Here is a 24,595-nt window from a genome sequence, read left to right as displayed (position 1 = left end):
TGATTAGTCTCGACGGTATGAGCCAAGACCTCCCTCGCGCGGCCCGTAAGAATGTTCTAGGCCTCGCTGTTCTCGCGTATCTGACTCAGCAACCGATGCATGCTTATGAGTTGTATCGACAGCTGAAGAACAATGACGCAGCTAAGACGTTCAAGCTCAGCTACGGCGCGCTGTACGGCGTGGTCAAACAGCTCGCTGAAGCAGAAATGATCGTTGCTGCGGGTACCGGCCGCACCGGCAAACTCCCCAAGCACACCGTCTACGAGTTGACGGATGCCGGCCGCGTCGAGACCCGCGCCTGGTTGCGAGATCTTATTGAGAACCCGCCAGCCGAGTTTCCATCGCTTTCCGCTGCCTTGTCACTCGTGGCGATCCTTTCCATCGATGAAGCGGTCGAGTCACTTCGAACAAGACAGCGGCAGAACCAAACAGAAGCATCAGCATTGGCCGTGCAGGCGGCGACAACCATCGCCGGAGGTGTCCATCCGATCTTCCTGGTGGAAGACGACTACCGCATCGCGCTGCTGCGGGCGGAGTCCGAATTCATCGACACCTTGATTCGCAAGATCACCAGTACCGGCTGGGCACCGTTCTGGAACAGTCGACCCGACCCCACTCGTTAGAAAGGAACTGAAGACATGACCCAACCTAGAACAGCCCTTGTCATCGGTGGCGGTATCGCCGGGCCAGCTAGCGCGATCGCTCTACACAAAGCGGGTATTCACTCGACCGTGTTCGAGGCGCGACCAGAAGGTGCCGATGGCCGTGGAATTATGCTTACCCTCGCCACCAACGGCATCGATGCGCTCCGCGCGCTTGACGCTGACACCCGTGCCATAGCGGCCGGGTTCGCCACGCCCGGGATCAGGCTCCGTACCCACACCGGCAAGACCCTCGGCATCACCCCGACCGGCGGCACGTTAGCGGACGGCACCGTCAGCCGGACGATTCAGCGTGAAGCGCTCTACCGCGCCATGCATGACGAGGCGACGAGCCGTGGCATCGCAATCCAGCAAGGCAAGCAACTGATCTCGGCCCACGAAACAGGTCATGGTGTTCGCGCAGAATTTTCGGATGGGACTCAAGAAGAGGCCGATATTCTCATCGGAGCCGACGGCATTCACTCCACCGTTCGACGAATCATTGACCCAAATGCGCCGCGTCCGAAGTTCAGTGGGCTGCTCACCACCGGTGGCTACGCGCGCGGCGTCACTGTGAAAGCCGCTCCCGGGAGTTACGAGATGATCTTTGGCAGGCGTGCCTTCTTCGGCTATGCCACTGCACCGGATGGTGAGGTCTGGTGGTTCGTCAACATTCCGCGTCGACGCGAACCTGCGCGGGGTGAAGTTGAGGCGCTAAGTTCCGACAAGTGGAGGAACGTTTTCGCTGACCTTTATCGCGATGATGCCGGACCGGCACTCGAACTGATTGCAGCTACCGACGATTTCGCTCCGATGACCGCTATCCACACTCTGCCCTCGCTCCCGCGGTGGCACTCCGACCGGATGCTGGTAGTGGGCGACGCTGCTCACGCACCATCGCCCACCTCGGGTCAGGGAGCCTCGCTGTCGATCGAGGACGCCGCGGTACTGGCTGCCGCCCTCCGGGGCCACGATTCTCCGGCCGCGGCCTTCGCCGCATTCGAGAAGATCCGGCGACCCCGCGTCGAGAAGATCGTCAAAGCGGCCGCCCGAATCAACAACAGCAAGGCACCCGGTCCGCTCGGTCGAATGATGCGCGATGCCCTGCTGCCCACGGTGCTGCGGCTCACCGCCGATACCAAGAGCTCCCGCGAGATCTACGAACACCATCTCGACTGGAATTCGCGGTCGAACGCTGAAAGGACATGGCCATGAGGATCACCGTCATCGGTTCTGCGGGCCGTCTCGGTGGACATGTCGTCAAGGCGGCCACGGCTCACGGGCATCACGTCACCGGGCTGGCCCGACGCCCCGAACGCGTCCCCGACCAATCGCCTCTGGTCGTGACAGTTCGCGGTGATGCAAGGGATCTGACGGCTATGTCGACCGCTGTGGCGAATGCCGATGCGGTCATCATGGTGCTCGCCGGTGGCGACCGCGCCGATCCGACAGCCGTGCGGGATTCGGCCAGGACCCTGGTGAGAGCAATGACCACGACTGGAACGCGGCGACTCATCATGACGAGCGCCTACCCGATCGTCGCCCGCCATCCCGCATTGGTGATGGCGCTACTGCGCCGAGTGTTCGCAACCGCGTATGCCGATACTGCGCATGCCGGAGGGGTGGTCACCAACAGCAATCTCGATTGGACAATCGTTCGTCTCAACAGGCTCGCCAATGCGCCCTCTGTCGGCATGCCGCACGTGAGCACGGGCGAGCTGGACCGGCCGACCGGACTCACCCGGGCGGATGCTGCTGAGCTCCTCGTCAACCTCGCCGAGTCCGGCGATTATTCGCGTGTGGCAGTGAGCGTACGAGGGCGCGATGCGCGGGGGTAGGCATAGAAGCTCGGCGGGCGTGACCCGCACTGCGGTGCGGGGACCAATTGGGGACCAGAATCATGCAAACCATGCGTCCCATGAGATGGACTGCGGGTGACGTCCCGCTAGGTGGTGCGTCGACCGCGAGATCCAGAATGACTAGGGCTAAGGCGCAACTCTGGGCGCTGAAGGAACCAGCTGGGTTGGCCCGACCGGATCCTGCGTATGCGTCAGGGTGATCCAGGACGAACCTGGACCGCGGTGCTTCTTCGAACTGACCAACCGCGCAGGCTCAAACGAGAGCAAGATGGTTTGCACGGAAGAAGGGCGAGTTAAGGCGCAGACGATGAATGCACACGAATCATCATCGGACGCATCTGTGCGCTCCGACGTCGGTCTGACCATCATTCGGCGGTCACCAGACCCGGAACGCGACCGATCCGAATCTCGTTCCCAGCACTCCTTCGGCAGTCGCATCCAAGCTATGGGGCAAAGTCGACTCGGTGCACTCCTTCTGTTGATCGCCACGGTCGTCGCGGTCGCTTGGGCAAACATCTCGTACGCTTCGTACGAACAAGTGTGGGGCACTCACCTTGTCATCGGCGTCGAAGATCTGCAGCTGAACTTCACCCTGCACGGATTCGTCAATGAAGCGATCATGGCGGTGTTCTTCTTCACGGTCGGGCTCGAAGTGCGGCGAGAATTCGCCATCGGCGAGCTCACGACGTGGTCGCGTGCGATGGTTCCTGTCGCTGCGGCAATCGCGGGCCTCGGGGTTCCCGCGCTCCTGTACATCATGATTACGTCAGCGACCGGCAATGAAGACGCGTGGGGCGTTGTCATCTCGACCGACACCGCGTTTCTCGTCGGCGCTCTCGTTCTCGTCGGCCCGCGTGCGCCTGGACGACTGCGCGTCTTCCTTCTCGCTCTTGCCGTCGTTGACGACATCGGAGCCTTGGCAATCATCGCTCTCATCTATACGGAGAACGTGCAACTGCTTCCCCTCGTCATCGCGGCAATCGGACTCACAGGAATCTACTTCGCGCGATATCTTCGGGCCGGTCGAGGGCCAACGTACGCTCTGCTCTCGATCATCATCTGGCTCGCATTCCTCGCGTCTGGCATGCATCCGACACTCGCAGGCGTCACTATTGCGCTCCTCGTTCCCGTCTATCGGCCCAACCGCCGAGATGTCGAGCACGCTCTGGATCTCACGCGCACGTTCCGCCAATCACCAAATTCCCAGTATGCGCGCGTAGCCGCCAACAGCTTGCGCGAATCGATTTCGATCAACGAACGTCTGCAAACCGCCTATGCACCGCTTGTCGCATACGCCATCATCCCGCTGTTCGCGTTGGCGAACGCCGGGGTGCACGTCAGCGGAGAAGTCCTTACTGCCGCAGTCCGATCTCCGATCATGTGGGGAATCGTCGTCGGTCTCGTCGTCGGCAAGTTCGTCGGAATCTTTGGAGCTACCGCGCTCATGCAGGTCTTCCGCATCGGCAGCCTCGGGCCGGGTCTCACACTTGATCGCATAGCCGGCGGTGGGCTGCTCTCCGGCATTGGATTCACGATCTCGCTGCTGATCGTCGATTTAGCGATCTCTGACCCGGATACCCAAAACATCGCGCGCGTGGGCGTGCTCGCAGCATCCGTCATCGCGTTTGCTCTCGCCAGCCTCTTCTTTCGTATCTCGGATCTTGTGCACCCGATGACTGAGGTGAGCCGCACGCTCGTTCGTCCCGTTGATGAGTCTCGCGATAATACGTTCGGGCCAGATGACGCTCCCTACACGCTTGTCGAGTACGGCGACTTCCAGTGCGAATTCTGTCTCAAAGCAACAGGGGCTATTGCGGAAGTGCAGCGTGGGCTCGGGGATAAGGTGCGATATGTCTGGCGGCATGCTCCGCTCACGAGCTACCATCCCAACGCGCTCGCCGCAGCGGAGGCGTCTGAAGCGGCTGCGCTGCAGGGAAAATTTCCTGAGTTCATGCGGAGCCTGTTCGCAGATCAGAATAACCAGCTGCCGGCAGACATCCTGCGGCGTGCCGTTGAGCTGGGCCTGGATGTTGATCGATTCGAAACCGACCTCAACTCGGCGGAGGTCACTGCACGCGTTCGCGACGACACGCTCGATGCTGAGGCAATGGAGATCACTGCCGTGCCCACCTTCTTCGTCAACGGCGTGCGGCACACCGGTCCCTTTGACGCAGCCTCGCTCATCCGCGCCCTCGAGGCCACAGCTCGGACCGGCCTGTCCTCCTCAGAGGCGGTCCGAGCGGAAGGAGAAGATCACAAATGAGAGACGGCGGCGTAACAGGACCAGCAGTAATCCAGCGTATTGAAGGTGGCCTGATCGCGGTGTTCTCGCTCGTGGGGACAATCGTCTTGGCCCCAGACTGGTGGTGGATGCCACTGGCGCTGTTTTTGGTGTTCGATCTGTCACAACTCGGATACCTTCGGTCTCCCGCCGCAGGAGCCGCCTGGTACAACGCTATTCATACCTACGCCTGGGCTGTCGTTCTGGCTGTTGTCGCACTCGTAGCCAGCAGCTTCACGCCCGCCCTGTCGTTGTGGTCCTCCATCATCGCCTTCGCCTGGGCGTTCCACGTGGGAGTCGACCGGGCTCTCGGTTACGGTCTGAAGCTCCCGGACGCCTTCACACACACCCATATGGGATGGATCGGGAAGGACAGGAAAACGCGCGCCTGATGGTGGCCCGTGGTGACGTCCTTTGCTCTGTCTCAGTTCAGCAGGCTACCCATTTGTTTCGCGATCGTGCGAGCCGCCAACTTCGGGCTCAAGCGTGCCAGCTTGTCCATCGCTGATGCGTCAGCCCCGATCGTCACGCGGAAAGAACCCTTACGGATGGCTTTGACGATGGCTTGACCGGCAGCCTCCGGGGACGTCATTTTGAACGCAGGCGAATCGGCTGAAGCATCGTCACCGAGCGTGACGCCGGAGTTCGACGCGATGTCGGTCGCAATGGCGCCGGGGAACACAGATGTGACCGCCACGTTGGTATTCAGAAGCTCTGCATACAACCCTTCGGTCAGCAGCCGAACCGCCGCTTTCGAAGCGCCGTACACAGCCTGACCAGGCACAGGAGCATAGGCGCCCATGCTTGCCACGTTCACAATGCTCGCCTCAGGGCGTTCGATCAGTGCGGGCAGGAACGCCTTGATCATGTTCATGGTGCCCCAGAAATTGACGTTCATCACCTTCTCGATCTCCTCGAACGGAAGGTCGATGATCTTGACGAACTTCTGGATTACTCCTGCGATGTTCACGAGACCATCGACGTTTCCGTGTGCGCCGATCACTGCAGCTGGCAAAGACATCACCTGCTCACGGTCAGCAATGTTGACGATATGGCTGCTGAAGCGCTCGCCAGCCCCTGCGAGAGCGGCAGTTGTTGCGAGGCCCTCCCCATTCAGGTCGACTCCTGCGACACGCGCCCCATTCTCGAGGAGCAACCGCGTTGTGGATCGTCCGATGCCGTTTCCAGCACCGGTGACAACGAAAACTTTTCCGGAGAGATTCATGCGGTGAGCTTCTTTTCTGTATCTGGAAGGTGAGTTGTGGCGTGAGCGGCGGCTCGACGTGCGCTGAAGATGCAATCCGCCAGCGAGAATCCGCTGATGTAGCTATTGGAACAGACGCCGACGGCATTTCTACCAGCAGCGTATAGCCCGTGAACCATCGACTCGTCTTCACGCTTCACAAGCCCGGAGTCTCCATCGACGATCAATCCGCCGAGTGTCAGTCCGGGGATGGGCGAGAACGGGGAGGCGTCATCGGAGATATTTACTGCATAGAAGGGCGCCTTTGCGACCGGATGGCAGACGTCTGCTTGCTTGTGAGCCGGGTCGCCGGTACCTGAGACAATACCGGCGTTATACGCGGAGATGGTTTGCGCCATACGAGCCGGATCAACGCCCATCTTCATCGCGAGCGACTCGAGCGTGCGAGCGCGCTTGTGACCGATCGTGAAAGTGTAGGTCGCCGTGAGCTTGTGGAAGATCTGAGTCTGCGTCCAATACTGGCGACGCGCCTTCTTCCAGTTGTCGGCGTCATAAACGGCCCACCCCTTTCCACCGAACTCGCGCATAAGCACATTGCCGTGAGTGGCTCCGTACAGATCTTCATTCGCGATGCGCTTACCGTTGACGCCAACGGTCACACCTTCGATGAAAGCGCTCGGCGGTGACAGGAAGCGCCACGCAGTGACGTTTCCCATCTTGGCGGTCGCACCGCCAGCATCCATTCCAAGCTGGATGCCACTGCCGTCATCTTCAGGAGTGCCAAGCGGGGAGATCTTGGTGAATCCGGGCGCGTGTTCCTTGACCCACTGTTTGTTGTAGATGAAGCCGCCGGCGGACAGGATGACTGCCGCCGCACGCGCCTCACGCTCCACCGAGCCGTCTCGCCAGATTCGCGCGATCTTGTCGGTCGTGCCCTTCACGAGGTCGGGCATCCAGTTACCGATCTTCGCGGTGCGCTTCGTCATCTTTCGGTGACGCGCGGCGGTCGGGTGTGACTGTTCCAACACGCGGTACTTGACGCCTGTGACGATGCCCTCATCGACAATGAGGTCGGTGACCTTAGCGATGGGGATGAAAGTTACCCCCTTGCGCAACGCGGATTCGGCCAGATGCGTCCAGAGCACCTTTCCCGAGGAGAGCCCTTTGGCTTTCGCCCGGTGCCCGCGCGGCGCCGGCGTGGCGGTCAACTGGTAGGGATGAGCTTTCTCGTTTCCTGAGAAATAGAGATAGTGCTCGTCGGTCGGGTACGACGTCTTATACGGTGCTACCGAGCTGGCGAACGACACGCCCTGCTGCTCGAGCCAGGGAATCATCCCTGGGCTCTCATCACAGAAATTACGCAGCGTTGCATCGTCTACCGCATCGCCTACCTCCTGCTTGAGATAGCGGTAAAGGTTTTCTGGAGTATCCGCATAGCCAGCTTCGGCCTGGTAGCGAGTCCCGCCACCCGCGTATATGACTCCGCCGGACAACGCGCTGGCGCCACCACCGTAGGAGCTGTCGAGCACGAGCACTCGGGCGCCGCGATCTGCCGCTTCGATGGCAGCTGCCGCGCCAGCGAGGCCGAATCCAACGACGATGACGTCGTAGCGTTCTTCCATCTCAGAGGACGTCGCCATGTCAGATCGTCTCTCCAGCGTCGGCAAGCAGAACACTGCCGGTCATGATCATGGACAGGTCACTCGCCGCGAACAGTACGACACGGGCGATGTCGTCAGGGGTACCCGTGCGTCCGATCAAGCTCTGGTTCATGACGTCCATGGGAGGAATCTCGATGCCAGCAGCCGCGGCCTCTGCCATCATGGCGGTCGCCATCGCAATATTGCCCTCAGTGGGGACGTAGCTCGGCGCAACGCCGAGCACGCGGATACCCAGCGGTGCGAACTCGAGGGCCATGGCCTTCGTCATCCCGCGCACCGCATGCTTCGAGCTCACATATGCAGACAGGCCCGCTGCTGGCGCTTGGAAGCCAGCCGTAGAAACAATATTCACGATGACTCCACCGTTGCCGGTCATCTGATTCACTGCTTCACGCGCCCCGAGGAAGGCCCCGCGAGTGTTTACTGCGTAGACCTGATCCCAAGCCTCAACAGACATGTGAGCCACCGGGATACTCGGGAAGAGGCCAGCGTTGTTGACCCAGATCGTCGGGGCCCCAATGGCGGCGGCAGCGTCGGCTGCAGCCTCCGACACCGACTTCTCGTCGGTCACGTCCATCTGCACGCCGACTGCTTTCACGCCATACCGTGTGCTGATTGCGCCGGCTGCTTCGTTCGCGAGCTCAACGTTGAGATCGGCGAGTGCGATGTTGGCGCCGGCTTCGGCAAGTCGCTCTGCGATGGCCCGGCCCAGACCCTGGGCGCCGCCGGTAACGAGTGCCGCCCGTCCGTTCAACGCGATCAGATTCGCGATCGGTTGTGCAGAAACATCAGGAAAAGGAAAAGACATCACTGCCTCCATGGCAAGCTCGCAAAACACGTTATGACAGAGTATGCCATAAGGTCTTTGTCGACAACTGGGTACTGTGAAGGCATGGAGCAACACGGGACTCGGATAGGCCGTCCGCCGAAAGCCGAGCCGGAGGTTTTGCGCGGTCAGCTTCTTGACCTCATCGCGCTCCGCGGCTACGAGAACGTATCGATGGGTTCTCTCGCTGAGACGGTAGGCATGAGCGTGCGAACCCTGCATCGATATTTCCCGACGAAAGCCGACATCGTCTGGGGCGGAATCGAAGTTTCCGTTGATGCGCTCACAGCCGAGTTGGATGCCGCGGCCGAGAGCAGCCCGATCGTCGACGCAGTTGCTCACGCGATTACCAACGTCTTCGCCCGCAACGTCGAGGACCTCACGACGATGCGTGCACGACTGCGCCTCATTGCCCTCTCGCCGGAACTGCGCACCAACAGATCAAGCACTTTCGAGGGCTGGCGCCACGCTGTGATTCACTTCGTCGCTACCCGCAGAGGCGAATCTGCCCAGGCGTTGATCCCTGTCACCGCAGGGGCAGCAATCCACATGGCAATCATCGAGGCGCTCCACTGGTGGGGGCTGCAGGAAGATCCCAGTGATCCCGCAGAGTGCATTACCCAAGCGCTGCACGGACTGAGCAACGTCAACAACCAGTAGTCGGGGTCACCGCCGGTACGGCGGTTCGACAAGGGGCATCGGCTCAAGATTGTGTGACACCCAGACCACGACCAACCGTACGAGTTCGAGCGTCTCGGTGCCGCTGGACCTGCCACGCCGTAGTGTGCGCACCAACTGATCAAGCTCAGCGAGACGGTCGGGGGTGAGCGTCGTTCCGGATGAGAGGTGTGCGGGAAGCGAGTCGAGCATCGCCCGGAAATCATCGTCCCAGTTGACCGAGCCGTTGTCTTCGATCTCGTTGAGTACTCGCGTGGCGATGCGCACTGTCTCACCCTGAACCGTGGGTGCCGGGCCCATGGCCGGCACGAGGCTCGCCCAGAGTTCGTCGTACTGGTCACGCCAGTCGGTGCTGTGCAGTTCGATGGGGGAGACCCCGTCATGACGCTGCACAGCCGGCGCAGGCTCTGCGTCGAACAGCTCATAGAGCGCTGCCATGTCCTGTGCAGCCCGCTCCACAGAGTCCGGGTTGTAGACCTCGCGGATGGCTTCGAACTTCTCGCCCAGGCGAACCACAGCAGCCCGACCGGCATCCGTCACAGTCGCGCCCGCGTCAACGAGCAGCCGCGAAGTCGCTGCGATGCGGTCCAGATCGCCGGTGTCAGCATCCAGCATCCGGTCCTCGAGCGCGGTGTGCCCCTCGAGATTCGTGGCATGGACGTCGGCGCCAGCGGCCAGCAGTATTCGAGTGTTGTCGACATCGATGCTGGCACCGAAAAGAGGCGTCTGCCCGCGCCGGTCGCGCGCCTCGATATTCGCACCAAGCTCGATCAGCACGGCGGGGTGGCCATTCCACGCGCCGGCATGGTGATGCAACGGCGTCTCACCATCATCATCGGGCGCCTCGATATCAGCACCGGATGCGACCATCCACCGGATCAGCGCCTCAGGAATGCCGTAGGTGGATAACCCTGGAGCCTTCCCGGCGCTGCGCGCGTTGATATCGCAAACACTGAAGACCGCCTGCATCTCCTCCAGATCGCCGGATGCGACAATCTGCTCGAAATCTCTGGGAAGGCGTTTGCGGAGCCGAGCCACGATCAACCGACCCGTGTACTGATCGCGACGTACGTCTCGTCGCTTGGCAGGTATCGCACCTGCACGATGCGGCCCGGCTGCAGGTCCTCGAGTGCTGCGGGTGCAGCGGGCATGTCTCGCTTGGCATCGAAACTGCTGCCATCGGGCCTGTTCACGCGCAGGTCGAGATGCAGCACCGCCTGGCCATGCGCGATCTCGCCGGTAGGCTGCATCGCCATGATCACGGCCGTGGCGTCTGTGCCGCGGGTGGCGACGTCGACCTGCTGCTCGGTGAGCATGCCGCGGGCGACCCGGGCAGCGTATAGAGAGTTCTGCAGATCCGCGGTCGCAGCATCCGGAACGACCGCGAACCTGCCGTCCTCGCGATACCGCACCGGAATCGTCGATCCGGGGGTCAGCTGCGCGAGTTCACCCTGGTTGACGATCGTGCGCGCGCTGCCGCGGATGCTTCGACCATCCGGCGTCTCAACGTCAAGGATCAGCTCGATCTGTGGCTGATCGTTGATTGAGGTACCGGTCGCCCGAGCCGAGATGAGCATGCCAACACCGAGGGGAGCATCCTGAAACTCGCGGCGCTGATGTGCCGGTGGACGGAACGAGAGCCAGATGATGAGAAGGCAGACGATGCCGATACCGACGGAGATGAGAATGCCCTGCGGATCGAGTGCCTCCAGGTACGGGCTGTTCGAAAAAAGCGGAACCACGAACTGCAACACGATGACGCCCAGGACGACGACGATTCCGATACCACGTGCCTGCCGATATCCGTTGATGATGCTCTCCACACGCCGACTCTGCTCTACGATCGCGACGGTACGGCGGCAGCATGAACGACGAGCCAATGATTCGGAAACGAAACGTTAATGCCGTTGCTACGATTGGCGCCGGATGTTTATGTGTTGCTAGGTGGGGTCAGAGTGCAGAAGAGAACGGGCTGGATGATCGCCCTCGTGGCGGCGCTGGCTATTGCTCTGGTGCTCACGCTCCTGTGGATCATCGGGTCACGACAGACAGAGGCCTCCCCGCCCGAACAGGCCGCGACAGCGATACCGACGCAGACGCCGACTCCCACCCCCTCTGAGACACCGACCGGGTTCCCCGCGAACACATCCGTGTACGACGTGGCCGTGTTGCCAGAAGCGAATGTGTACGCCGTCAACGCGGCGCTCCCCGTCGACGACGCTCCTGATGCGCCTACCTCCGGCCAGCACGCCACAGCGCAGGGTGAGGGAGCGCCGGTGTGGGCTGATCCCACCGCGGAGCCGGTGGCATACCTGCCCATCGAGTTCGTGCACGGCGGCACGACGGTCCCCGTGATCGAACGGCAGGAGCACTGGGTGCGAGTTCTGCTCGCCGGGCGTCAGGCGATTCCGTCGCAGGGCAACCCCGCCCAGATCACCGGATGGCTGCGCGTCGCGGACGTCGTGATCACCGAGTCCGCGGTCAGTGTCGAGGTGAGCCTGTCCGAGCGCACAGTCGACATCGTTCGAGATGGCGTGCCAGAGCGCATCGCTACCGATTTCGCGTGGGGAACAGAAGCGACGCCCACGCCCATCGGACGCAGCTTCGTGATGAAGACGGCTGTCGTTCCGGAGTTCGGATACACGCGCGGGCATCCGATCGTGTACCTGGCTGTGCAGTCACCAACCCTCGACGGGTTCGCCGGAGGCGATGTTGCCGTTACCGCCTTCCATTATCACGACGCTCGAGCCGGCGCGATTTCGAACGGATGCATCCGCCTCGACCCGGCAGCGATCGATGCACTCGCGCAGGTTCCGGTCGGTACGCCGGTCTACATCCGTCCCTGATCAACGGTCACGGGCTCGTTCTGCGCGAGGAGTACCGCGAACCCGGCCCAGAGGATAGCGAGCGGCATAGCTGTGTCCTTGCCGTTCCATGAGCTCGACTGCCACATCGCGAACCACTCGGAGCCGATGACGATGAAGCCGATGAACCAGATCGCGAAGCCCAGGGCGTAGGCGGCGTATCCCCACACGCGGGCTTTGTCATAGCGGGCGATATCGGCGTCGCGCAGAAGGAAAAGTTTGACACCACCGATGAGTCCGAGTGCGGCGAAGACCCCCTCAACAACGATGATGCCGAGATAGCCGACAGTCCACACCCACGGTGCGGTGATGGCACGCCACATCAGCGCATTGCCGTCGAACGTGGTGTCCATCGAGAGCACGTGCTTGACGAACTGGTAGTTGGAGTCGTAGTCCATGAGATTGCCCATGAACACGAACAGCCCGAAGAGTCCGGCTGAGAAAAGGGTGAAGGCCTGCAACAGTCGAAGTGGATGCTTCATTCTCTTACCTCTCGTGTGAACACCAGGTCTAGGCGCGGCTGTGCGTCTGATTCGAAGCTGATCGCCTGAACGAACTCCCAACCGGTTGCGGCGTGGTCACGGATCACGTCACGATAGTCCGTTCTCAGCACGGTCCCACTGCGCCGTCGGAGGATCGGGATGCTGGCAAAAGCGTATTCGCGCATGGCTGCTCCTTCAAAACTCACCATGGCATCACCCTCTGCGGGCGTCAATGGTGACGCGGCCACGGTGGCGAAACGCCGCTGGTTGCCAGCGCGGCGGCGAACGTGCGCCAGAGTGGAGGCAACGAGTGGAGGATGTATGACAACGCTGTACTTCGCCAGACACGGTGAGACCGTCTGGCACGCCGAACATCGGTACGCGGGTTCGTCCGATGTCGCTCTCGTTCCGGGGGCTGTTCACCAGGCCGCCGCGCTCGCCGAATGGGCAGGGACCGCCGCGCTCTCGGCGATTGTGTCGTCGCCGCTGAGCCGGGCACGACTGACCGCTGAACCCGCTGCCGACGCCGCCGAGCTGCCCCTCCGAATCGACCCGCGTCTTGTCGAGATCGACTTCGGACAGGGGGAGGGACTGACACCAGCGGAGTTGGCGGCCGCTTTCCCCGTCGACTGGGCAGGTTTCGGACGGCGGCCGGCACAGCATCCGCTTCCGGGTGGTGAAGCCGGCATCGACGGTATTGCGCGTGCCATGCCCGTGTTCGACGAACTGGCATCCGAGTTTCCCGACGGCCGGGTACTCATCGTTGGCCACGCGACGCTGATGCGTCTGATGCTCTGCGAGCTCATCGGTTTGGACCCCGACTGGTACCGCGACATCTTTCCAGCGCTCGATAATTCGGCGTTGCTGGAACTCGATTTCCCCTATCGCGGGGAGTCGGACTGGCCGGGGCGGGCGCGTGTACTCGGGATCAACATGCCACCGGTCCAACGCGCCCGCTGACCATTCGAGCGGCCATCGCCGTCACCGGCGGCCGTCATCGTTGGCTGTGAGCGCGAGCCCGGCGGACGATGATCCCGCGCTGCGACTCCCAGAACCCGGCGAGCATGTCGCGCAGCTGACCGGCATCGACGTCAGCTCCGAACGCCTCGGCACCGGGCTCCAGCATGATTCCCGCCGAGAGCGGTCCGGCGTGCACAGGGTCAAAGCCCAGTGCATCCACCAGTTGCGAAACGACTTCGATGTCGTGGGAATCATCCCCGGCGATCGCGATCGCCTTGCGCCCCGGTGCACCCGTCGGTCGCGCTTCGTCCTCGAGGTCCTGATACCCCATGTGACTCAGCGCCTTCACGACGCGAGCGCCACCGAGATGGGCCTGCACCAGCTCGCTGGTCGAAGTGCGCGGATCGCTCAGATCGTCGCGAATGCCGTCCGATGCCCACCAGTAGTTCATGGCGTCGATGACCAGCTTGCCGCACAGCGCATCGGCGGGCAGCGTCTGGAGGCTTCCGAGCGGAAGTGCGAGAACCACAGCATCTGACTCTTCGATGACAGCCGCTGTAGACATGGCTGTCGCACCTATCGACCGCATGCGGTGTGCGATCGGCGCTGGATCGCCTGACCGCGCGACAAGGACGCGCAACCCTGCGGAAACGGCGAACCGGGCGAGCACAGTGCCGAGGCGACCTGCGCCGAGGACACCGAGCGTCTTCATCCCGCGAAATGTCTCCACCCGGCCATCGTATGGCGGAAGTCGATCCGGTCAGAGTTGGTTGACGCGGATGAGGTTGCCGGATGGATCGCGGAACGCGCAGTCGCGCACGCCGTAGTCCTGATCGGTGGGCTCCTGGACGATGTCGGCGCCACCGGCCTCCATCCGCTCGAAGAACCCGTCGAGATCGTCCGTCGCGAGGGTGAGGGCGGTGTAGACGCCCTTCGCAATAAGATTCATGATCGTCTCGCGCTCGTCGTCGGTGATGCCGGGGTCGACGGCCGGCGGATGCAGCACGATCGAGGTCGCGCTGCCGACGGGACCGACCGTGATCCAGCGCATGTCCTTGTATCCGACGTCCTTACGGACCTCGAACCCGAGCAGGTCGCGGTAGAAACCGAGCGCCGCGTCGGCGTCGGTGTGGGGCAGGAACGCGTTGTGAATGTCGATGTTCATAGCGACAACGCTAGGTGGATGTCCGGAGATGCGCTTCTCGATTTCTGACCGGTCTGGTCACCTGACGCGCAAGACATGGCGGGATGCCCTCGACGGAGCGGGACGGGTCGTCGCGATACACGCTGGGCGACACACCGACGAGCTCGGAGAACCGGGAGCTGAAGGTCCCCAACGATGAGAACCCGACGGCGAAGCAGATCTCAGTCACGCTCAGGTCGCCGCGACGCAGCAGCGTCATCGCCCGCTCGATCCGCCTGGTCATGAGATACGAATAGGGCGGCTCGCCATAGATCCGGCGGAACTCCCGGCTGAGATGGCCCGCGGACATGTGTGCGCCGCGGGCGAGATCCTCGATATTGAGAGGGTGCGCGAACTCTCGATCGATCCGATCGCGCACACGGCGCATCACGATGAGGTCCGTCCGGTCGTTCACCTCCGCCATGCATCCATCCTGACACTTTCACGCGCGCTCGCGGGCGCCGGGTGCAGAACAGATCAGGAGCAGGACTCGACCGTTGGGCGTGCGTCGACGCCGCGGTCAATCGACGGCGAGACGCTTCCGTCGCACCTGCCGGATACGAATGATGATCCACGTCACGACGGCGATGACGACGACGGCGATGACGATCTTCTGGAAAACACCGGCGTATTCCTCGACGACGTGCCAGTTCGCGCCCAGGTAGAAACCGGCGAGGACGAAGATCGTGTTCCAGATGGCGCTGCCGGCAGTGGTGAGAAGAGTGAACCGCAGCAGCGGCATCCGTTCGATGCCCGCCGGAATGGAGATCAGGCTGCGGAAGATCGGGATCATCCGCCCGAAGAACACTGCCTTCGAACCGTGCCGGTCGAACCACGCCTCCGTGCGTTCGACGTCCTCGACCTTGATCAACGGCATCCGCTGTGCGATCGCGTACATCCGTCGCCGGCCGAGCCACGCGCCGATGCCGTACAGAGCCAGCGCCCCGACCACGGATCCGATCGTCGTCCAGATCAACACTTCGATCAGTCCGAGCGTTCCCTGCGCGGCGGCGAATCCGGCCAGGGGCAGGATGATCTCACTCGGAAGCGGCGGGAACAGGTTCTCGGCGGCGATGGCGACGCCAGCGCCGACTCCACCGAGCGTCTCCATAAGGGAGACTGCCCAGGCAGCGATCGCATTAAGGTTTTCGGCTCCGGCATCCATGGTCTCCAGCGTAACGGCAGGTGTCTGGAGTTCAGCGGGGAGACATCGGAAGTGCCACTTGCTTCGCCGGGTGGGGTTCATAAGCTGTAGCTATGGACAGGACGATTGTGATTGCGGTGTCGGCGCCGATCCCGCAAGCGCATCGCGTCGAGGTGGTCGAGCGCCTGGACGACACGGGTATTGCGGTCGTGATCGCGGTGACCGACCTGGAGACGAGGATTCGGTACCAGCAAAGCACCCGGCACGGCAGTGAAGCGGTCACCTGGACGGGCCGCGTGCTGGAGTGTACCGTTGCGTCCACCCGCTCCGGTGTCAGCACGACGCTCCTGGTCGACCCGATCGGCGCTAATTCGGCAGAGGCCGAAATCGCGCTGCGCGGAGCGGACGCTGCGGCAGCTGCTGCGACGGGTGAGGCGTTGCGCTGGGGCGGAGCCGACCGCGTGCCCGAACCCGAGGAACCGCGATTCTGGTGATTGCTAGCTGATGTCCTGCTCGTCGGCGACAAGGCCGGAAAGCGCGACGTCGAGAGTCGTCAGGGTCCTCATCATTCGTGCGAGCATCTCGTGCGGGTCGCCCGGTCGCCCGTCCCAGGTGCGAAGGGTCGCGAGATACGCCCCCTGATGTGCTGCAGCGATCGCTGCGGGTATCGGATGGGATTCGCCGAGGCCCATCCGGCCGGCGATGAAGGCGGCTACGACCTGAAGCCAGCGGTTCCAGCGGTCCGTGGCCTCGCCACGCAGCGATGGCGTCGAATCCAGAAGCACGAACCGCTCCCACCACACCCCGCCCGGATCGATCCCGGCCGCGACCGACTGTGCGATGGCGGCGCGCAGCCCGCTCAGGGTTTCCACTGATTCAGGCGTATTCTGCAGCGCCTCTGCCAGCTGATCGACCGCACGATCGAACCCCCACCATACGACCGACGCTTTGGTCGCGAAGTAGCGGAAGAACGTCGCTCTGCTTACGCCCGCCGCCGCAGCGAGCTCGGCGACCGATACGGTGTCGAACCCGCGTTCCAGAAGAAGGTCGAGTGCGGTGCTCTCGATCTTCTCGGGTGTGGTGAGGGGTCGCCTCCCGGGGCGGAGCTTGGTCTCAGATGGCATGATGCCCGACCCTACTGCACCGGAAGGAGCGTATTATGAGACCGGGTCTCATATTGGACTCACCCTACGGAAGGAGCACCGATGCTGGATTTCGACGGACGAGTCGCGCTCGTCACAGGAGCCGGACAGGGAATGGGACGTGCCCACGCGATCGCGCTAGCGGAACGTGGAGCGCGCGTCGTCGTCAACGACGTATCGAGCACCGAAGCTGACCGCGTTGTCAACGAGATCACTGCGGGTGGAGGCACAGCAGTGGCGGACGTCCACGATGTGAGTACCCGCGGTGCCGACGTCGTCCAGACGGCGATCGACACTTTCGGACAGCTGGACATCGTCGTCAACAACGCGGGAATCATTCGCGTGGGTCTCTTCGGAGAACAACCGAGCGATGAGTTCTGGAAGGTATTCGACGTGTCCTTCCGCGGAACCGTCGAAGTCTCTCGCGCAGCATGGCCGCACCTCGTGGCTTCCGGGGCGGGCCGGCTCATACTGGTCTCCTCGAGCGGAGTGCTCGCGAATCCCGGAGCGAGTGCGTATGGCGCGGCCAAGGGCGCGATCTGGGCGCTTGGAAACTCGCTCGCCATGGAAGGCGATCGCGTCGGCGTGAACGTCACCACGATCATGCCGACTGCCTGGACCCCTATGACCGAGAGTGCTTACAGCAACCCCGACATCATCAGCACTCTTCGTGACGGAATGGGCCCGGAGCACGTGGCGAACTTCGTCGCTTTCCTCGCCCACCAGGACACGACGGTGCACGGGGACTTCTTCCAGGTGAGTGGCGGGCATGCCGGCCGCCTTGCCCTCGCAGGAATGCCGCGAGTGCAAGCACCGGAGAGCACTCCGGAAGGCTGGACTCACGTCGCCGACGAGCTCAAGGCCGATTCGACAGACCTGAAGCCCTACTACGTCACGGGTGAGCAATTCGCCGACGAGATGATCGCCGCGAACCCCGCCGTCGCCGATGCCTTCGCCGGCATCAACACCGCCGATCTCGGCGCCTGAGAACACCACGATAGGAACGGACAGACTATGAAAGCTTGGCGCATCACCGCTGCCCACCAACCGCTGGAGCTCACCGAGGTTCCCGATCCCGTGGCCGGCAGCCACGAGGTCGTCATCGACGTGATCGCGGCTGGTATCTGCCACACGGACGTCGGCTACCTCGACGGCACTCTCACCGGCATCCTGGGATTCCTGCCCATAACACTGGGTCACGAGATCGCCGGCATCGTCTCCGCCGTCGGCGAGGACGTCACCGGGTTCACCGTAGGACAGCGCGTCGCTGTTCCTGCGACGATTCAGGGGCCGGGCACCGGCACCGACGGCGGGTTCGCCGACAAAGTCAAGGCGTTCGACTACCAGGTGATCCCGATTCCCGACGCTGTTCCATGGGAACAGGCGGCTCCTGCGACGGATGCCGGAATGACTTCCTATCACGCCCTCAAGGTGGGCGGTGTGACCTCGAGCACCAAGCTCGGCATCATCGGCGCCGGCGGTCTTGGCAGCCTTGCAATCCAGTTCGCCAGGGGGCTCGGCGCGACTGTCTATGTCGCCGAGGTAAATCAGGATGCGTGGAAGCGGGCCAAGGAACTCGGCGCTTCAGCGGTCGCTGAGAACATTCGTGAGTTCGCCGACAAGGAGCTCGACGTCATCATCGACTACGCCGGGTTTGACACGACCACCGACGACGCGATCGAAACGGTTGGTTTCAAAGGCACCGTCGTGCAGGTGGGAATGGGATCGGAGCGGACGAACATCTCCACGACGACGATGATCCTCAAGCAGCTCACCTACATCGGCTCCAACGGTGGCACGAACGAGGACTGCTCTGAGGTTCTGGATATGATCGCGGCTGGGATTGTGTCCTCGCTAGTCGAGAAGATCTCATTCGACGACATCTACTCCGGCATTCAGCGGTTCGAACGGGACGGTGCCGTCAACGGCCGATTGGTGGCGGTGCGCTCGGTTGACGAATGATCAGCGGAAATCACGGGAGCGATGTTCGATCCCGGTGCGCAGATCCTGGAACGCATCCGCGAGAACGTTGATGACGCCCTCCGGGGAACGTTCCAGGATGCCGCGCACGATGAGGGCGGGGGAATCACGAGCAACCCGTCGGTAGCGGCTCCAGACCCCCGTGGAACAGACCACATTGACGAGACCATGCTCATCCTCGAGGTTGAGGAATGTGACACCGGATGCTGTCGCCGGACGTTGCCGGTGAGTGACGAGTCCGGCGACCTCGATGCGGCGGCCCACCTCATGCATTTGCAGCCCCGCGGCGGTGAGCACACCGCGTTCGTTCAGCGCCGAGCGGAAGTGGGCCATCGGATGATCGTCGGTTGAGACGCCAGTGGCCGAAAGATCAGCCGCGAGTTGTTCGTAGCTCGTCTGATCGGTGAACAGCGGAAGCTGCACCGATACAGTCGTGCCGGGCAAGAACCGGGCACGATCCTCGGCGGCGGCACCGGAGAGCCAGATAGCCTCGCGGCGACTCATCCCCAGGCACTCGAATGCCCCAGCAGTGGCCAAGGCTTCCAGCTGAGCGGCCGTGGCGTCCGTGCGGCGCACCAGATCATTCAGATCCTGGAACGGGCCGTTCGCCGCCCTCTCAGCGACGATGCGCTCGGCCATCGGCATGCCGATGCCGCGCACATCTGACAGCCCCAGCCGCACAGCGAAGGCGGCATCGCGCCGATGCGCCGCAGACTCATCGGGGGCTGTTCGGCTGAATTCTTCGGCGGGAGGGTGCTCTGGAAGAAGACAGGTCTTCACACCGGAGGGAACCGGAGAGTCGTCCGCGTGCTCCAACGCCGCCGCCGCGCCGGAGGCGTGCAGGTCAGGGCGGCGCACCTCGACGCCATGCCGGCGGGCATCTGCGGTGAGCGTCGCCGCAGAGTAGAACCCCATCGGCTGGGAACGCAGAAGACCGGAAAGGAACGCCGCGGGGTAGTGCAGTTTCACCCACGAGCTGGCATAGACCAGCAACGCGAAGGACAGCGAGTGTGATTCCGCGAAACCGAAGTGTGCGAATGCCTGAATCTGTGCGTAGATCTGATCGGCCGTAGCATCCGGAATCCCCCGTGCGGCCATCCCGGCGTAGAGCCTCTTCTCGATTCGTTCGATCTTCTCCTGACCGCGTTTGGAGCCCATCGCCCGACGCAGCAGATCTGCCTCATCAGCCGTGCAATCGCCCAGCACGGTCGCCATCTGGATGAGCTGCTCCTGAAAGATGGGGATCCCCAGGGTGCGCTCCAGGATCGGCTCCAATGACGGATGCGCGTATGTGACCTTCTCCTGGCCGAGCTTGCGGCGAACGAACGGGTGCACCGCTCCGCCTTGGATGGGGCCAGGGCGGATGAGAGCGATCTGGATCACGAGATCGTAGAAGCGGCGTGGCTGCAACCGCGGGAGGAGTCCGATCTGTGCACGGGATTCCACCTGGAACACACCGATCGAATCGGCGCGGCAGAGCATGTCGTACACCGCCGCTTCTTCTTTGGGCAGCGTCTGCAGCGTCCACCGCTCACCGGTGGAGGAAGCGATGAGATCGAAGCAGTGCTGGAGAGCTGCGAGCATGCCCAGTCCGAGCAGGTCGAATTTCACCAGTCCCATCCAGGCGGCGTCGTCTTTGTCCCACTGGATGACCGTGCGGTTCTCCATGCGGGCGTGCTCCACCGGTACCACTTCACCGACCGGGCGAGCGGTGAGGACCATCCCGCCGGAGTGGATGCCCAGGTGGCGAGGAGCCTTCAGTAGTTCTCCGGCATACTCCAGCACCGTGCCGGGAATGTCATGGCCGACGACGGGGGACAGGCTCGCACCCCACCCGTCGACCTGTTTCGACCAGGCATCCTGCTGGCCGGGAGCATGACCGAGAGCCCGTGCCATATCGCGCACCGCGTTCTTCGGCCGGTACTGGATGACATTCGCCACCTGCGCTGCGCGCTCGCGCCCATATTTCGCATAGACCCACTGGATGATCTCCTCGCGCCGATCCGAATCGAAGTCCACGTCGATGTCGGGTTCTTCCTCGCGGGTGGTGGCGAGGAAGCGTTCGAAAGGAAGACGGTAGAGGATCGGGTCGACAGCGGTGATGCCCAGCAGATAGCAGACGGCGCTCGCCGCGGCGGAGCCTCGACCCTGACAGAGGATGCCACGGCGCTTCGCCTCGGTGACGATGCCGTGCACAATGAGGAAGTAACCCGGGAAGTCCTTCTCTTCGATCACGTTCAGCTCCCGCTCGATGCGCGCGCGGCCGTCGTCATCCAACCGCGGGTACACCTCGGGAACAGCAGCCCAGACCAGTGCGCGGAGGTGACTCATCGGCGTGTGCCCTTCCGGCACCTCTTGGCGAGGGAGCGCGGGGCGAGCGCGCCGCAGCGGAAAAGCCGACTCGGCTGCGATGCGGAGTCCCTGTGAGATCGCCCCGGGGTAACGCTGGAATCGAGTGGTCATCTCCGCTCCACTGCGCAGATGCGCTGAGCCGTGCGCAGGAAGCCAGCCGTCGAGCTCATCCATCCCTCGGGTCGCGCGGACCGCAGCGACAGCTTCGGCGAGACGGGCACGAGCAGGCGCCGCATAGTGCACATTGTTGGTTGCCACGACGGGGAGCCGATGGGTGGATGCCAGATCGGCCAGGGCACTGTTTCGTCGATCATCCATCGGGTCGCCGTGATCCATGAGTTCGACGACGACCTGATCCTGTCCGAAGAGATCAACCAGCCGGCGAAGCGGTGTGGCGGCATCTCCGCGTGCCAGTCCCTGCCGCACGCCGCCCTTTCGGCAGCCGGTGAGGATCGTCCAGTCTTCGCCCGCGCTCGCGGCGAGGTCGTCCAGATCGTAGACCGGTCGCCCCTTCTCGCCGCCGCGCAGCTGTGCCCTGGTGATAGCACCGGACAACCGGTGATAGCCCTCCAAACCGCGGGCGAGCACGAGAAGGTGCTCACCGACCGGATCGGGAACGCCGTTCTGCGGCCCGGGCAACCCCAGCGACAGTTCGGCACCGAAGATCGTTTGCACCTGGGCGCCGCTGACATCGGCTGCCTCGGCGAAACGGGCGGCACCGTAGAAGCCGTCATGGTCGGTGATGGCAAGAGCAGTCAGGCCGAGCCGTTCTGCCTCGGCGAGCAGATCCTCCGGTGAGGATGCCCCGTCGAGAAACGAGAAGGAGGAATGCGCGTGCAATTCCGCGTACGGGACCGCTTCGGTCGGTCGGACGATCTTCGGGGGAGGGTCAGCCTTTCGCCGTCGGCTAGTCGGACCAGGGTCGGGGCGGCGTGCGGGCTCTGTCGTGGTCGGGGAGGCGGGAGCTGTCGGAGCGCTGAGTGTCTTCTCGAGCTCTTTCCACGACATCGGCGGGTTGTAGAAGCCCATCAGTGGTACCGCCCTTCGACCCACCACGCATTGTTCTCGAACAGGACAAGCCAGGCGCGCTGCGATTCGTCCACGATCTGAAAGCGTTGAGCTAGACGAGCACGGTGGGTGTCCCAGGCGCGCTCACGCAGCGGCCATGGGCCAGCCCAACTCAGCACCGGAGCCTGCTCGATCCAGGCCGGAGGCGCAGAGAGCACCCCGCGCGCGTCCACGATCGGGGGGAGGCCATCTGCTCCGACCACCTGGGCAGGGCGGGGTGGCACGAACACCTCCGAGGGGTACGGCGGTGGCAGGCTGCCTGGCCAGGGAAGATTCGCATCGCGCTCCGGTGACACCCGATCGCCCCAAGGCTGAAGCAACTGCCGATCGGCGAGGCTTCTGCCGCCGATCACGACCGGGGTGACCACCCCGCGATGTCCGAGCATCGCCTGCACGCGAGAGACCGCATGATGCAAACGCTGCTGCGGGCCCTGCCCGAACAGGCCCGGCTGGTGGTGCGCGCTGTCATCGACTCTGGTCGGCACGATGCGCACCTCGCTGATACCAGCACCGGTCCGCTCAGCGGATGACTCCTGCGGCCGAATTCCCTCGAGCTGCCAACGCACCCGGTCAACCAGATCGCTCGCCTCGAAGGAGGTCGGATGCATCCAGACGCGTGATGAAATCATGCCGTCATCATCGGTCAGATCGATACGCACTTCGGTGCACACCTGGGAGAGGTCGGCGAGAGCAGCGGTGACGGCATCCGCGGTCTGTCGTACCGCGAAAGCGACTTGATCTGCGTGCTCCAGTGGAGTTTCGAAGACGACTTCTCGTGCGAGCTCAGGCTCAGGATGCTGGGGTGTGAGCGGGCGCGAATCGGCGCCCGAGGCCAGAGCATGCAAGCGCGCGCCGCGCTCACCCAGCCGGTCTCGGATGTCGCCTTCGCGGAGGGCTGCGAACTCAGCGAGAGTGCGGATGCCGAGTCGCTGCAACAGGGCGGTGACCTCGTCATCTCCCAGCGCCTGCACGGGAAGCGGGGCGAGGAACTCCTGTGATCCGCCGGAGGCGACAACGAGCGCAGGGGCGGCCAGGCGTGCTGCCTGCTCAGCGGTGAACAGACCATCGGCGATGGCCGCTCGGGCTCCGGGATAGCCATGATCGGTGAGAGTGCCGATGAGCTGTAGTGCTGCTTGCTCTTCTCCGCCGTAATAGCGAGCGGCCCCGCGGGAACGGAGAGCGGCGAGCCCGGGTCGCAGGGGTTGCACGCCGGGAACCAGCTCTTCGAGGAGACGCAGCACGGGCAGGAAGACCCGCTCGTCTCGACGCGGGTCGGCAGGAATCAGCTGCAGGGCAGGGGAGCGCGACTGGGCGAGCCGCCGCCGCTGACCACGGCGTACTCCCTGAGCCCGGGCCGCTGCAGAGCAGGCGATAACGATGTTCGCCTGCAAGATCGCAACGGGCTCCTCTGCGGGTGGTTCCCCCAACGCCGCTCGCACCGGCCAGTCCGGCAGCCACAGCACCAGATGGCGTGGGGGCATCATCCGGCCACCGCCCAGGTGCCGGTGTCTGTGACGGCAGTTGCCGGAGTCGGCAACGATGCCATGGCGCGCAGGGGAGTCGCCTCGGCATCCACCCGCCCGAGAGAAGTGGGCATGCGCACTCGAACGCGACTTGCCGACTCGTGTCGGCGTCCCGACGCCCGCAACGTCACGGTGCGATCGGCGAGCAGTCCCCACCCAGAGCCCAGACCGTGCCACTCAGTCTCTTCAACGCGGATCGTCGCCTCGCTCTGCGGCCAGGGTGCCGTGACCAGCAGAGTGCATCCCCGATCTCTCAGACGGGCGTTCAACCGGGCGATGTCGGCATCGGAGACCCGGCTGCGCGGATGCACCGCGATGAGAGGGACCACCTCGGAGAGCGCCGTGGCAACAGTGAGCCACCGCGGCCCAGGGTCGGGTACCAGGATGAGACGCTCCAATTCGATTCCGAATCCGGCCATTGCCTCTACGCCGATCGTCGGCATCCCGATGACGGCACACCAGGAGCCCCTCTGTGAGGGCGGGGCAAGCAGCGCGCCCAGCAGGCTGGGCGACGGTGAAATCGAATAAGAAGAACCGACCCGCAACCCCGGATCGGGCAGAAGACCCTCCAAAGCTGGATCAAGAGGGAGGAAGGGCACATCACTGCGTCGCCGCTGCATGCGAGCGATCTCGTTGCGCAGTCGATGCACCTCCTGAGCGCGGGAGGTGTTGCCCTCGCGGGGGAGAGCTGAAGGGGCGGAGAGTGCTGTGCCCATGCATCCATCCTCGAATATATTTACGAATAAA

26 protein-coding genes are annotated in these 24,595 nt (G+C 63.4%); 11 read left to right on the top strand and 15 right to left on the bottom strand.

Translation table 11 applies throughout. The features are described from left to right. The first annotated feature begins 17 nt into the window (after positions 1 to 17). The 5 genes from ACW5CM_RS09375 (at position 18) to ACW5CM_RS09355 (ending at position 5,173) form a co-directional block, all read left to right on the top strand. A complete protein-coding gene (locus tag ACW5CM_RS09375) occupies positions 18 to 623 on the top strand; it encodes a PadR family transcriptional regulator (RefSeq protein WP_457124836.1) in 606 nt (201 codons plus the stop codon). A gap of 15 nt (positions 624 to 638) precedes the next feature. Further along, entirely contained in the window at positions 639 to 1,856 is a 1,218-nt protein-coding gene (locus ACW5CM_RS09370; protein WP_438255274.1) for an FAD-dependent oxidoreductase, read from the top strand. Further along, positions 1,853 to 2,479 carry an NAD(P)-dependent oxidoreductase gene (locus ACW5CM_RS09365; RefSeq protein ID WP_438255275.1) on the top strand — a complete coding sequence of 209 codons (627 nt, stop codon included), beginning with the start codon at positions 1,853 to 1,855 and terminating at the stop codon, positions 2,477 to 2,479. Before ACW5CM_RS09370 ends, ACW5CM_RS09365 begins: the two co-directional genes overlap by 4 nt. Positions 2,480 to 2,945: 466 nt before the next feature. Then, positions 2,946 to 4,763 carry a Na+/H+ antiporter NhaA gene (nhaA, locus tag ACW5CM_RS09360; protein WP_457124835.1) on the top strand — a complete coding sequence of 606 codons (1,818 nt, stop codon included), beginning with the start codon at positions 2,946 to 2,948 and terminating at the stop codon, positions 4,761 to 4,763. Then, on the top strand, positions 4,760 to 5,173 hold the full coding sequence (locus tag ACW5CM_RS09355; RefSeq protein WP_457124834.1) for a DUF4260 family protein: 414 nt from the start codon (positions 4,760 to 4,762) through the stop codon (positions 5,171 to 5,173). The genes nhaA and ACW5CM_RS09355 overlap by 4 nt, the downstream gene beginning before the upstream one ends. 32 nt (positions 5,174 to 5,205) lie before the next feature. Here ACW5CM_RS09355 and ACW5CM_RS09350 read toward each other — a convergent pair whose 3' ends face one another. The 3 genes from ACW5CM_RS09350 to ACW5CM_RS09340 are packed head-to-tail and all read right to left on the bottom strand — an operon-like array spanning position 5,206 to position 8,454. Continuing rightward, complete coding sequence (locus ACW5CM_RS09350) at positions 5,206 to 6,006, bottom strand: SDR family NAD(P)-dependent oxidoreductase (RefSeq protein ID WP_457124833.1); 801 nt, start codon at positions 6,004 to 6,006, stop codon at positions 5,206 to 5,208. After that, positions 6,003 to 7,625 carry an FAD-binding protein gene (locus tag ACW5CM_RS09345; protein WP_457124832.1) on the bottom strand — a complete coding sequence of 541 codons (1,623 nt, stop codon included), beginning with the start codon at positions 7,623 to 7,625 and terminating at the stop codon, positions 6,003 to 6,005. The genes ACW5CM_RS09350 and ACW5CM_RS09345 overlap by 4 nt, the downstream gene beginning before the upstream one ends. Before the next feature lies 1 nt (position 7,626). Further along, positions 7,627 to 8,454, bottom strand: coding sequence for an SDR family NAD(P)-dependent oxidoreductase (locus ACW5CM_RS09340; RefSeq protein WP_438255287.1), 828 nt, complete (start codon positions 8,452 to 8,454; stop codon positions 7,627 to 7,629). Positions 8,455 to 8,538: 84 nt separating this feature from the next. Between ACW5CM_RS09340 and ACW5CM_RS09335 the strand changes: the two genes are divergently transcribed. After that, entirely contained in the window at positions 8,539 to 9,132 is a 594-nt protein-coding gene (locus ACW5CM_RS09335; protein WP_457124831.1) for an acyl-CoA-like ligand-binding transcription factor, read from the top strand. Positions 9,133 to 9,138: 6 nt separating this feature from the next. Here ACW5CM_RS09335 and ACW5CM_RS09330 read toward each other — a convergent pair whose 3' ends face one another. Together ACW5CM_RS09330 and ACW5CM_RS09325 are read right to left on the bottom strand one after the other, a co-directional pair. Then, positions 9,139 to 10,188, bottom strand: a complete 1,050-nt coding sequence (locus ACW5CM_RS09330) for an ankyrin repeat domain-containing protein (RefSeq protein ID WP_457124830.1) — start codon at positions 10,186 to 10,188, stop codon at positions 9,139 to 9,141. Positions 10,189 to 10,190: 2 nt separating this feature from the next. Then, positions 10,191 to 10,973: a hypothetical protein gene (locus ACW5CM_RS09325; protein WP_457124829.1), complete on the bottom strand. Its 783-nt coding sequence runs from the start codon at positions 10,971 to 10,973 to the stop codon at positions 10,191 to 10,193. 132 nt (positions 10,974 to 11,105) lie between these two features. Here ACW5CM_RS09325 and ACW5CM_RS09320 point away from each other — a divergent pair, with 132 nt between their 5' ends. Beyond that, positions 11,106 to 11,996 (top strand): L,D-transpeptidase, encoded by an 891-nt coding sequence (locus ACW5CM_RS09320; protein ID WP_457124828.1) that lies wholly within the window; start codon positions 11,106 to 11,108, stop codon positions 11,994 to 11,996. Here ACW5CM_RS09320 and ACW5CM_RS09315 read toward each other — a convergent pair. Both ACW5CM_RS09315 and ACW5CM_RS09310 read right to left on the bottom strand, forming a co-directional pair. Beyond that, positions 11,981 to 12,496: a DUF2165 family protein gene (locus ACW5CM_RS09315; RefSeq protein WP_438255292.1), complete on the bottom strand. Its 516-nt coding sequence runs from the start codon at positions 12,494 to 12,496 to the stop codon at positions 11,981 to 11,983. The two genes, ACW5CM_RS09320 and ACW5CM_RS09315, sit on opposite strands and share 16 nt — an antisense overlap. Then, positions 12,493 to 12,681 (bottom strand): DUF4177 domain-containing protein, encoded by a 189-nt coding sequence (locus ACW5CM_RS09310; RefSeq protein ID WP_438255293.1) that lies wholly within the window; start codon positions 12,679 to 12,681, stop codon positions 12,493 to 12,495. The genes ACW5CM_RS09315 and ACW5CM_RS09310 overlap by 4 nt, the downstream gene beginning before the upstream one ends. 136 nt (positions 12,682 to 12,817) lie before the next feature. On the opposite strand from ACW5CM_RS09310, the gene ACW5CM_RS09305 reads away from it, so the two are divergent. Next, positions 12,818 to 13,456: a histidine phosphatase family protein gene (locus ACW5CM_RS09305; protein ID WP_438255294.1), complete on the top strand. Its 639-nt coding sequence runs from the start codon at positions 12,818 to 12,820 to the stop codon at positions 13,454 to 13,456. 34 nt (positions 13,457 to 13,490) lie between these two features. Here ACW5CM_RS09305 and ACW5CM_RS09300 read toward each other — a convergent pair whose 3' ends face one another. The 4 genes from ACW5CM_RS09300 to ACW5CM_RS09285 all read right to left on the bottom strand — a co-directional run bounded on the left by ACW5CM_RS09300 (position 13,491) and on the right by ACW5CM_RS09285 (position 15,804). Beyond that, complete coding sequence (locus ACW5CM_RS09300) at positions 13,491 to 14,186, bottom strand: NADPH-dependent F420 reductase (protein WP_457124827.1); 696 nt, start codon at positions 14,184 to 14,186, stop codon at positions 13,491 to 13,493. A gap of 30 nt (positions 14,187 to 14,216) precedes the next feature. Next, complete coding sequence (locus ACW5CM_RS09295; protein WP_457124826.1) at positions 14,217 to 14,621, bottom strand: VOC family protein; 405 nt, start codon at positions 14,619 to 14,621, stop codon at positions 14,217 to 14,219. Positions 14,622 to 14,631: 10 nt separating this feature from the next. After that, positions 14,632 to 15,063: a helix-turn-helix transcriptional regulator gene (locus tag ACW5CM_RS09290; RefSeq protein WP_438255297.1), complete on the bottom strand. Its 432-nt coding sequence runs from the start codon at positions 15,061 to 15,063 to the stop codon at positions 14,632 to 14,634. Between the two features lie 96 nt (positions 15,064 to 15,159). Further along, entirely contained in the window at positions 15,160 to 15,804 is a 645-nt protein-coding gene (locus tag ACW5CM_RS09285) for a DedA family protein (RefSeq protein ID WP_438255298.1), read from the bottom strand. 92 nt (positions 15,805 to 15,896) lie between these two features. Here ACW5CM_RS09285 and ACW5CM_RS09280 point away from each other — a divergent pair, with 92 nt between their 5' ends. Next, positions 15,897 to 16,277, top strand: coding sequence for a hypothetical protein (locus tag ACW5CM_RS09280; protein ID WP_438255299.1), 381 nt, complete (start codon positions 15,897 to 15,899; stop codon positions 16,275 to 16,277). Positions 16,278 to 16,280: 3 nt separating this feature from the next. Here ACW5CM_RS09280 and ACW5CM_RS09275 read toward each other — a convergent pair whose 3' ends face one another. Further along, positions 16,281 to 16,907 carry an acyl-CoA-like ligand-binding transcription factor gene (locus ACW5CM_RS09275; RefSeq protein WP_438255300.1) on the bottom strand — a complete coding sequence of 209 codons (627 nt, stop codon included), beginning with the start codon at positions 16,905 to 16,907 and terminating at the stop codon, positions 16,281 to 16,283. Between the two features lie 81 nt (positions 16,908 to 16,988). On the opposite strand from ACW5CM_RS09275, the gene ACW5CM_RS09270 reads away from it, so the two are divergent. Further along, complete coding sequence (locus ACW5CM_RS09270; RefSeq protein ID WP_438255301.1) at positions 16,989 to 17,912, top strand: SDR family NAD(P)-dependent oxidoreductase; 924 nt, start codon at positions 16,989 to 16,991, stop codon at positions 17,910 to 17,912. Positions 17,913 to 17,939: 27 nt separating this feature from the next. Next, positions 17,940 to 18,887, top strand: coding sequence for an alcohol dehydrogenase catalytic domain-containing protein (locus tag ACW5CM_RS09265; protein WP_457124825.1), 948 nt, complete (start codon positions 17,940 to 17,942; stop codon positions 18,885 to 18,887). Here ACW5CM_RS09265 and ACW5CM_RS09260 read toward each other — a convergent pair whose 3' ends face one another. Genes ACW5CM_RS09260 through ACW5CM_RS09250 form a run of 3 tightly spaced genes read right to left on the bottom strand, consistent with a single transcriptional unit; the run spans position 18,888 to position 24,564 of the window. Next, entirely contained in the window at positions 18,888 to 22,286 is a 3,399-nt protein-coding gene (locus tag ACW5CM_RS09260) for an error-prone DNA polymerase (RefSeq protein WP_457124824.1), read from the bottom strand. It abuts the gene before it with no gap. Continuing rightward, positions 22,286 to 23,809 (bottom strand): DNA polymerase Y family protein, encoded by a 1,524-nt coding sequence (locus ACW5CM_RS09255; RefSeq protein ID WP_457124823.1) that lies wholly within the window; start codon positions 23,807 to 23,809, stop codon positions 22,286 to 22,288. Before ACW5CM_RS09255 ends, ACW5CM_RS09260 begins: the two co-directional genes overlap by 1 nt. After that, on the bottom strand, positions 23,806 to 24,564 hold the full coding sequence (locus tag ACW5CM_RS09250; RefSeq protein WP_457124822.1) for a DnaE2-dependent mutagenesis accessory factor ImuA': 759 nt from the start codon (positions 24,562 to 24,564) through the stop codon (positions 23,806 to 23,808). Before ACW5CM_RS09250 ends, ACW5CM_RS09255 begins: the two co-directional genes overlap by 4 nt. Positions 24,565 to 24,595: the final 31 nt, after the last annotated feature.

This window comes from Microbacterium wangyouchuni (assembly GCF_054072595.1).
This window is presented reverse-complemented; position numbering and strand designations above follow the sequence as displayed.